The 9,107-nt window shown below is 35.6% G+C and carries 6 protein-coding genes; 5 read left to right on the top strand and 1 reads right to left on the bottom strand.

Annotated features, from left to right (window positions below):
• Positions 1-22: 22 nt before the first annotated feature.
• The 4 genes from ABIN61_08760 to ABIN61_08745 all read left to right on the top strand — a co-directional run bounded on the left by ABIN61_08760 (position 23) and on the right by ABIN61_08745 (position 7,545).
• Positions 23-475, top strand: coding sequence for a hypothetical protein (locus ABIN61_08760; protein ID MEO0294291.1), 453 nt, complete (start codon positions 23-25; stop codon positions 473-475).
• Positions 476-626: 151 nt separating this feature from the next.
• Entirely contained in the window at positions 627-1,763 is a 1,137-nt protein-coding gene (locus ABIN61_08755) for an RDD family protein (protein ID MEO0294290.1), read from the top strand.
• Positions 1,764-2,295: 532 nt separating this feature from the next.
• Complete coding sequence (locus ABIN61_08750; GenBank protein MEO0294289.1) at positions 2,296-3,351, top strand: IS1634 family transposase; 1,056 nt, start codon at positions 2,296-2,298, stop codon at positions 3,349-3,351.
• 129 nt (positions 3,352-3,480) lie between these two features.
• Positions 3,481-7,545: a protein kinase gene (locus ABIN61_08745; protein ID MEO0294288.1), complete on the top strand. Its 4,065-nt coding sequence runs from the start codon at positions 3,481-3,483 to the stop codon at positions 7,543-7,545.
• Positions 7,546-7,627: 82 nt separating this feature from the next.
• On the opposite strand, the gene ABIN61_08740 is transcribed toward ABIN61_08745, so the two are convergent.
• Positions 7,628-8,638: a 6-bladed beta-propeller gene (locus tag ABIN61_08740; GenBank protein ID MEO0294287.1), complete on the bottom strand. Its 1,011-nt coding sequence runs from the start codon at positions 8,636-8,638 to the stop codon at positions 7,628-7,630.
• Between the two features lie 135 nt (positions 8,639-8,773).
• Here ABIN61_08740 and ABIN61_08735 point away from each other — a divergent pair.
• On the top strand, positions 8,774-9,107 hold a 334-nt coding region (locus ABIN61_08735), incomplete at its 3' end, for a transposase (GenBank protein MEO0294286.1).

Genomic DNA, 9,107 nt, shown 5'->3' with positions numbered 1-9,107 from the left:
AATAGGAGGAAATATGAAAGGGATGAAAATATTTAATTTAAAAGGTAAAATCCAAAAGACAAGATTCAACAAAATTAAAGAAAAAGTAAAATTTATGTATTTCTGTGTTTTTCTATTGGTTCTAATTATAGCCCTTAACTCGCAAGGGCTTTCTTCTGATAAAGAAGACTTAAAAATAATTAAAAAAGTTGCAAAAGCTGAAGAATTTTTAATATCTTCAAAAAATCTTAAGGAGGCAAAATGGCTAAAAATCTGCATCAGTGAGAAAAAGAAAGTAGGAAAGGAAGATACGGAAATAAGAATTTATCTTCCGTTTCTTGAAACATTACTAAAATCAAGCAAAAACTGCAGAATAAGAAATGAAAAAACTGAAATAAATCTCAGAGGAATTATCCAAGATCTCAAAAGAATTGGCTCAATGGAACTGTTCCTCTTTGAAGATGAAGAATCTGTTATCAAAATATGGCTGGAGTAATAAAGCTTTTAAATCCTATTAAAGGATAATTCGTTTTATAGATACTTTAGATACTGAATTCAACTTTACTCTGCCATCTCGGATAGAAAACCTCTTCGTTACTTTTTAAAATTTTTTGGAAATCCAAAAAATTAGAAGTAAAATAAAAAATGTGCAAAGAAAAATTCTTGCCATTTTGGTAACAGATCTTGAAGGTTTTTCCGGGCTTTCCTTCCAGACTGAAAGAGAGTTTATTGAAAATTTTATAAAAGAACACAGGAAACTGGTTGAAGAGATTATCTCAAAACATGGCGGGAAAATAATAAAAACTCTCGGAGACGGTTTTCTGTGCGTATTTGAGACTGTTACCTCAGCAGTTAACGCAGGAAAAGCTTTACAGGAACACTCCATTCCTGAAGCCCCAAAGGATATAAAAAAACCAAGGTTAAAAATAGCTATCCATGTTGGAGAAGTGGGAATTGATGATGAAGGCGACATTCATGGCGACGCTGTCAATCTTGTCTTCAGACTCTCTCAATCAGTGAAGGGAGGATGTATTTGCATCACAGAAGAAGCTTATAGAATAAGTAAAACTTCTGAATATGAAGCAATTCCACTAATTCCTTTCCAATTTAAGGGTTTTCCCCATCCTGTAAACATATATTCAATTCCCACCCATTATAAAGAAAGGAAACCTTTAATTGCTACTGATGATGGAAAACCAGCTTTTAAAATAGCCCCCTGGTGGAGGAGACTAGTCTCTTTTTATATGGATGTTCTAATTTTTATGAGCTCGTTAGGTATAATATCAGGAATTCTCATACATCCATTAATAAAAGTTTCTCCACCCCTTCCTAAGCCTGGCGAATCAAAACCGGTGGTGCAAATGGAAACACCCGCAGGAAAATTAAAAGCATACGATAAGAAACTTGAACTTGAAACTCCTGTTGGTCATGTGGAGGCTGAGCCTGGAAAAATTGTTGTGCAAAAGGAAAGCAAGCCTGTCCTTGAACTCAACTATTTCCATTTAACAGGAATAGAAATGATAATCTTTGCAATATATCTATCCCTTTTCTTGGCTTTATGGAAGGGTAGAACCCCAGGAGACTGGCTCACTCAGATAAGAGTTGTCCAGCAGGAAAGCGGACTTCCACCCACTATTTTTCAATCTATAATTCGCTCTATCCTCCTTATCGCTCTAATTCTCCCCGCAGGTCTTGGAATGCTCCTCCCCTACCTCTTTTCAAGAAGGCTTGTCCATGACCAACTGACAAAGACAATAGTGGTAAGGGAAATCCCAATTAAGTAGACAAATAAAGTCAAACAAGGCTTGACCCACTTCAAAATGCTGTAGAGGATATAGGGAATCAAAATCATAGTATCTTTGTCTTTTCCGGTATTTTGTCCTTTTGTATTTGGCTGATACCTTATATCTTCTCAGAACATATCTCACTGTAGAAGGTTTGACCAGGAACCCCCTCTCAGTTAGAATCCTTGCGATTCTTTCTCTTCCATATCCAGTTTTCTTTGCGGTAGCGATTATCAACCTAAAATCCCTTTTTTTATTATTATTAATAACTATGGCTTTCACAATTGAACAGAAAATAGGTAAGCATGTATATCTTTATGAAGTTGAAAGTTACTGGGACTCTCAGAAGAAACAAGCAAGGCAGAGAAGAAAATATATTGGGAAGAAGGATTTGAGAACAGGAGAAGTTCTCAAACCAAGAAAAGGGATGAGACCCTTGCTTTCCCGAAGCTTTGGTCATGTATATCTTCTCAAAAAGATAGCAGAAAGGATAGGACTACTGAAGGCTTTAGAGTTTGCATTTGGAGAGGAGATGGCAAAAGATATTATCTCTCTGGTTTTCTATGAGATTTCAGAAGCGAGACCTCTTTATCTATTCAAGCTCTGGGCTGAAGATAGCTATCTTGAAGATTGTAATTCTCTAAGCTCTCAGCAGATAAGCAATCTTTTAGAGAAGATAGGGAGTATGGAGGAAGAGAGGGAAAGGTTCTTTTGGAAATGGATAAAGATGCAAGGGGAGATAAAAGCCATTATTTTTGACATAACCTCTATCTCCTCTTACTCCAAATTCATTGAATCTCTGGAATGGGGATATAACCGAGATGGGGAGAATCTTCCTCAGATCAATTTTGGAATAATTGTTGGTGGTGATTCAGAACTTCCATTAAGCTATAGAATCTACCCAGGGAGTATTCCTGATGTCTCCACATTAAAGAACATACTCAATCATTTAAAATCCTTTGGATTGAAAGAGTATCTCTTTGTTTTGGATAGAGGATTTTACAGTGAGACGAATATAGCTGAGATGGATAGAGAGGGTATAGGGTTCATCTTACCCATGCCTCTTGGCAGAAAGATAGCGGGCGCGCTAATCTCAAAGAACAAGAAGGCACTTTCCTCACCTCTTTCTGGTTTTTATCTTCAGAAGCATGCACTTTTTCATGTAAAGAGGGGGGTAAAGGTATCTGGGATATCAGTTCAAGCGCATCTTTATTTGGATGAGAAGAGGAGGGCAGAGGAGATAGAGGGACTGATGAGGAAGCTTGTAGAGATAGAGGATGGAGTAAGGGGGAGGAGATTTCTGAGGGGGGGAGATCAGAGATTTCTGAGGGGGGAGGAGGTAGAGAGGTTTATAGAAGAGAGGATAAAGGGAGGGAAGAAACTTTTCTCTATCAGGGTAAGGGATGGGAAAGCTAAGTTAGTGAGGAAGGAGAAGGTGCTCTCAAGGCTGATGGAAAGGATGGGCAAGATGATAATAATCACCAATAGAGAAGGGTTGGGGAGGGAAGAGATTTTGCTTTTATACAGGAGGAAAGATAGGATAGAGAAGCTATTTGATGTGATGAGGACCAGGGTTTTGAATTTTTAGTCGCATGTTCCTCTCTCTTACCCCCTTCTTTCTCTCTATTACCCTGGTTTATATCTCTTAACCAGATAAAGAGAGAAAATTGACTTAAGTAAGAGTTTTTAATATTATTTATATAAAGGAGAAAAATCAATGATAGGTAAATCTGTATGCTTGGAATGTGGAAAACCACTACCAGAAGGAATGAAGGAGTGTCCTTATTGTTCTACTAAAACTGTGAACATTGCTACACCTGAATTTCCAAAAATCCCTGGTTATAAAGTTTTGCAATTTATAGGTGAAGGAGGTATGGGAAAGGTATATTTGGCACGGGATGAACTTCTCGGACGTCTTGTTGCTATTAAAATATTATCTGAAAAAACAGTCCAGGACAGAGAAGCTAAAGCTCGATTTTTGCGTGAAGCCCAAGCAATGGCAAGCATTGAACATCCTAATATTGTCCGAGTGTATAATTTCGGAGAAAGTGAAAAAAGGACATATATTGTTATGGAGTATATAGATGGCGAGCCCCTTTCTAAAAAAATAAAAACTCTCGGAAAACTCTCATTAGAAGACGCGCTTAAAATTTTAAGACAAGTAATTTCAGCTTTGGAAGCAGTATGGGAAAGGGGTATAGTTCATAGAGATATAAAACCCTCTAATATCCTAATAGATAAAAAGAATCAAATTCATATAACAGATTTTGGACTAGCGAAGCCATTAAAAATGGAAGGAGGTATTACTTTAACGCCTTCGGGGTACATTTTAGGAACACCGTATTATGTATCTCCTGAACAGGCACAGGGAAAGCAGACAGACTTCCGAAGTGATATTTATTCGGTGGGGATTATGTTCTACGAAATGTTAACAGGTAAGCCACCATTTGAAGGGAATACTCCATTTTCAATCGTTGATAAACATTTGCATGAGCCACTTCCCTCAGTTAAAGAGACCCTACCTTACATCCCTGATGGCGTTTGTCGACTTTTAGAAAAGATGACCCAAAAAGATATGAATAAGCGCCCCTCATCCTACAATGAAATTATTAAAGAGATAGATACTATTTTAGTAAGAGATACAGAGAAATTATCAATTCTAAAAAACTTTCATTTAACAATTAGAAAGGCATATCAACCTAAACAAGCTATTATTGCGGTAAGTCTAATACTTTTAATTATTCTGTCGTTCTTTATAGCCAAACCATTCTTAACTAAGCATAAAGAAACACCTCTTACCGATTATGAGAAAAAGGAGTTTATAATAGCGATTGCTCCTTTTTATGGACCGGATGAGGATTCCGCTAAAGAAGGGAAACTAATGGCAGCGCTTTTAGAAAAAGTCATTAAAGAAGAACTTAAAAAAGAAGATATAAAAGTCATTGGAACAGAAAAAATAAAAATACCAGTTCATAATCACGATGAAGCCCAGGCATTAGGGGAGTCACTTGGTGCTGGTTTAGTTATTTGGGGTGAGACATATTCAGTAAGAAGTGAAACAGAAATTCAACCTTACTTCACAATTATTCCTGAAAAAAAACAATTGAAAGAGGAAAAGGAAGAAGAACTTGAACTGCTAAAAGGCAGGCTCTTAGATTTATCTTTTCCTTCAGAAGAAAAAATAGCTGCCCAGGCAGTGGTTATCAAATCTGAAATACCCAATCAGATAGAACTAAGGAAAATAACCGCCAAAGGTATTAGTGATATGGTTCTTCTTATGGCAGGGATACGCAAACTCTATATAGAAGATAATGCTAAGGAAGCCTTGTCCCTTTTTTCTCAGGCATCCAAGACCTCAGAGACCCTTCGATATAAAGCCTTGGCATTGTTAAGGCTCAATAAAAAAGATGAAGCAATTATGGCATTAAATGAGTCTGTTTCCCTTGATCCCCGAGACGCTCAGAGCTATGCAGTCTTAGGAGATTTGTTTATGGGGGAAGGAAGATATATAGATGCGCTTTCAGCATATAAAAAAGCTGCGGAAACCGGGAAGCACCATACAACTCAAAAGGCAATCTTTTATGATGGTAAACTTTATATAAAAGAAACATTTAAAAGAGCAAATAAAGAAACAGATTCGGGCTATTTACTTGCTCTTGATCCAGATACAGGAAGAGTAATAGAACGACACAGAATCCCTGGCTATATAAAAAATCTTACTTACAAAGATGATTGTATCTACATTACCTATTCCTATTATCCTAAAAGCGGTAGTTATTTTACCGTTTCTTTTACCCATGGTAAATTTGATCGTCCCATTTTTTATGGGATAGCTCTTCTTCGATTATACGGCGTTTGGAGTGGATCATATCTGTCATCGAATTTTACATACGAAATATCAAATCCTCATTTGTTTCCTAAACCAAAATTTAGATTGGCTCCTGCAAAGGAAATAAAAAAAGAGCTACCATGTGATTTTAAGGAACTGGAGGTAGCTCTTAGAAAAGCCATCGAAGAGGATCCTACTCAGCCCTGGTATCTCTTCTTTTTAGGACAGGCTTTATGGGCACAAGGAAGAAGCGAAGAAGCAATAAATGTATGGGAGGCAATATTCTCTAGGGATTACCCTGCTATCCCCTATTACGAATTTATGTGGATGGCTTATTACTTTGAACTTTTCTCTCAACGAGAATGGGCAGACAAAGCATATTTGAAAGCATATAAACTTAAGAAAATCTTGCCTTCACTTGATTATTCAACATTTTTAGAAAGAGGTCTTACAGGATTTAGAAGAATATTTTCTCATTTGAACCAAAAACCTAATAACGATGCTAATAAAGAGAGAATATATCTATGGCTTAACCGCATGAGAGAGCTCACAGGAATATGTATAGAAGGAGATGATTTAATAGCTATATTATGGGAACAATACTTTTTAAATCATGGTGAAGTTTCGAGGGCAAAAAATGAATCCAAATATTTAGCTAAAGCGAAAATGCATCCATTTAATCTTATAAAATCTCTAACTCTTTTAAATTATAGTATATTACTTTCAGTCACAACTTTAATTAGCTTTTTTGTAATGATAATTATAGTAATAACCAAGTCCATTAAAATTTGTTTTTACAAAAGAACCCAGGCTAAATCTTCAGGTCTTGGAAGTCCTGCATTATCTCGTATAATTAAATTGTTGTCACTATTTTTCCTATTAGCAATGTTACCAATAATATTCTCGCTAATTAGGGATTTCGACTATATAAAATATCATTGGTCAATTCTCATCATTATTGTAGGCTTGGCAATTATATCACTTTTTGTCTTTTTCCTATATAGAAAAGGCATTAGTTTATCAAACATATTTAAGAACATTTCTTCGAAAGAACGAAATGCTATCCTTCTGGCCTCAATTTTTGCTATTTCCGCCCTCTTTTTAGCTATTTTTAGTTACTTTCACTTTGAGAACTTATTTTACATAAGTTATCCATCTCATGGAACTGACAATATTGGCTCTGATTTAAGTGTATATGAGACCGAGAAAATGTTGAAAGGAAGAGACTCAAAAGAAAAAATTTATGTGTTAGCTGTTATTAATCACATAGCAGGCAATAAAGAAAGGTCGTTCAGTCTCTATCAATCTTTGAAAGACGTTCATCGTGCTGAAAAAAATCTTGAGGCTCTCAAAAAAAACATTTTCATACCTCCTTACTCTCTAACTTCAGCTGATTTATATAAGGCATTTTCTCCATTATTAATAAGAATTGCTTTGAAGAAAACCTGGCAAAATATTTATTTTAAAGCGTTTCTTTTATTTTTTGTTATTTTATTCTTAATTTTTACCTTTATTCCACCTGATAAGAGTATTATTATAGAAACAAAACCTAAAAGGAAGCTTGCAATATCAAAATTTATATTTTCATTTATACCAGGTGTCTATGACATTAGCAATGGAGCTCCTTTGCGGGGCTATGTGGCTCTATTGCTTTTTGTTTTCGTCACCATAGCATTGATTGTATTTAATTCCTTTTTAGCTACTGGAAGGTTTACCTTCTTGATAGATTATTCATGGGAGACATACAAGATCTATTTTCCTCCAGAGGTCTTACACTCAATTGAAACAAAAACGCTTCCATTATATTATTACTGGAAAATACTCAAAATATACCCATATATAAATATACTATTTTTAGCTCTAATCCTAGCTTTCCTAATTTCACTTACATTGCATGTTTCACTTATTCCGAAAATCTGGCGCATTCAAAAAAGTGAAGTAATAAAAGTCTAATATTTAAAAAAACCCTAAATTTTTTATTTAGACCTTTTACGGGTAAAAAATGAATTTAGACAAATTCTTACTTTCCCTACTCTTACTTTGTTTTAAACTTTTGGATTCTATTGTTGCCTCTTTCTGTTATGTAAACATAACCAGAACCATCCACTGCAATCCCGCAAGGCAAAAGAAACTGTCCATCTTCAGAACCCTTAGAACCCCATTTTGAAACAAATTCTCCATTAGAGGTAAATTTTTGAATCCTATTGTTCCTCCAGTCTACTACATATACATACCTAGAGCTATCGACTGCAATCCCAAATGGAAAGTTAAACTGTCCATCACCAAAACCGGTAGAGCCCCATTTAGTAACAAATTCTCCTTTTGAATTGAATTTTTGAATTCTCCAATTATATCTATCCACAACATAAACATTTGCTAAGCTATCTATTGCAATTCCTAATGGCATACGAAAATATCCATTATCAGAGCCACTAGAACCCCATTTTCCAACAAACACTCCATTAGATGTAAATTTTTGAATCCTATTTTGGCCTGTATCAGCTACATAGACAAAGCCTGAATTATCAACAGCAATCCAATAAGGAAAGTAAAACTCTCCGTTCCCAAAGCCTTTGGATCCCCATTTTAGAACAAACTCCCCGTTAGATGTAAATTTCTGGACTCTGCAATTATCCCTATCTACAACATAAACATATCCTAAGTTATCAACTGCAATACCGCAAGGAAATTTAAAATTTCCATCACCTGAACCTTTTGATCCATATTTCAAAACAAATTTTCCCTCAGAGGTAAATTTCTGAATTCTGTGATTATTCCTATCTGCTACATAAACATACCCATTAGAATCAGCTGCTATCCCGCACGGAAAGTTAAACTGTCCATCTCCAGAACCCTTAGAACCCCATTTTGAAACAAAGGTAAAAATGTGTGGATGTGATGAGCTATCCTCTTGTGATTTCTTATTCTCATTCGTATAATCGATTTGTGATAATAAAAGAAGGGAAGAAAGCACAAGGAGAAAAACAAAAATTAACATCCGCAAACAATAAATTTTTCTACTAAAGCTCTTATTTTTACCTCTCATCTTTCACCTCCTCTCCCTTTTAAAGACTGTTCAATAACTTGTAAAGGCTCATAAATTAAGCCTTTGCAAGCTATTTTCATTTCCCATTTACCGCAATTCATTGTAAAATTTAATATTAAAACAGGAGGTCATTAGATGAGAAGGTTTAAACAACTGAGTTTCGTTGACATTAAAATCTCTTCCCTCATACCACCCAATGACCCCCTTAAAATCCTTTTTGACTCCATTGACTTCTCTTTTATCTATGAGCTTGTCAAAGACCGCTACTCCAAAGAAGGAAGAGAAGGTTATGACCCAGTCTCCCTCTTTAAGGCTATCCTTCTTATCTATCTCGGTTTCGCAAACTCTGAAAGAGACCTTGAGGAGAAGCTCCGTTTTGATGGTCGTCTCTCTTTCCTTTGCGGATTCTCCTATGGTGAGACCCCTAAACATAACACTTTCCATTATTTCAGAGAAAGACTCGGAGTAG

The organism is candidate division WOR-3 bacterium (assembly GCA_039804165.1).
In the GTDB taxonomy this organism is placed as follows: Bacteria; Hydrothermota; UBA3072; order UBA3072; family UBA3072; genus JAFGHJ01.
The sequence above is the reverse complement of the archived record's forward strand: the minus strand, read 5'-3'. Positions and strand labels throughout refer to the sequence as shown.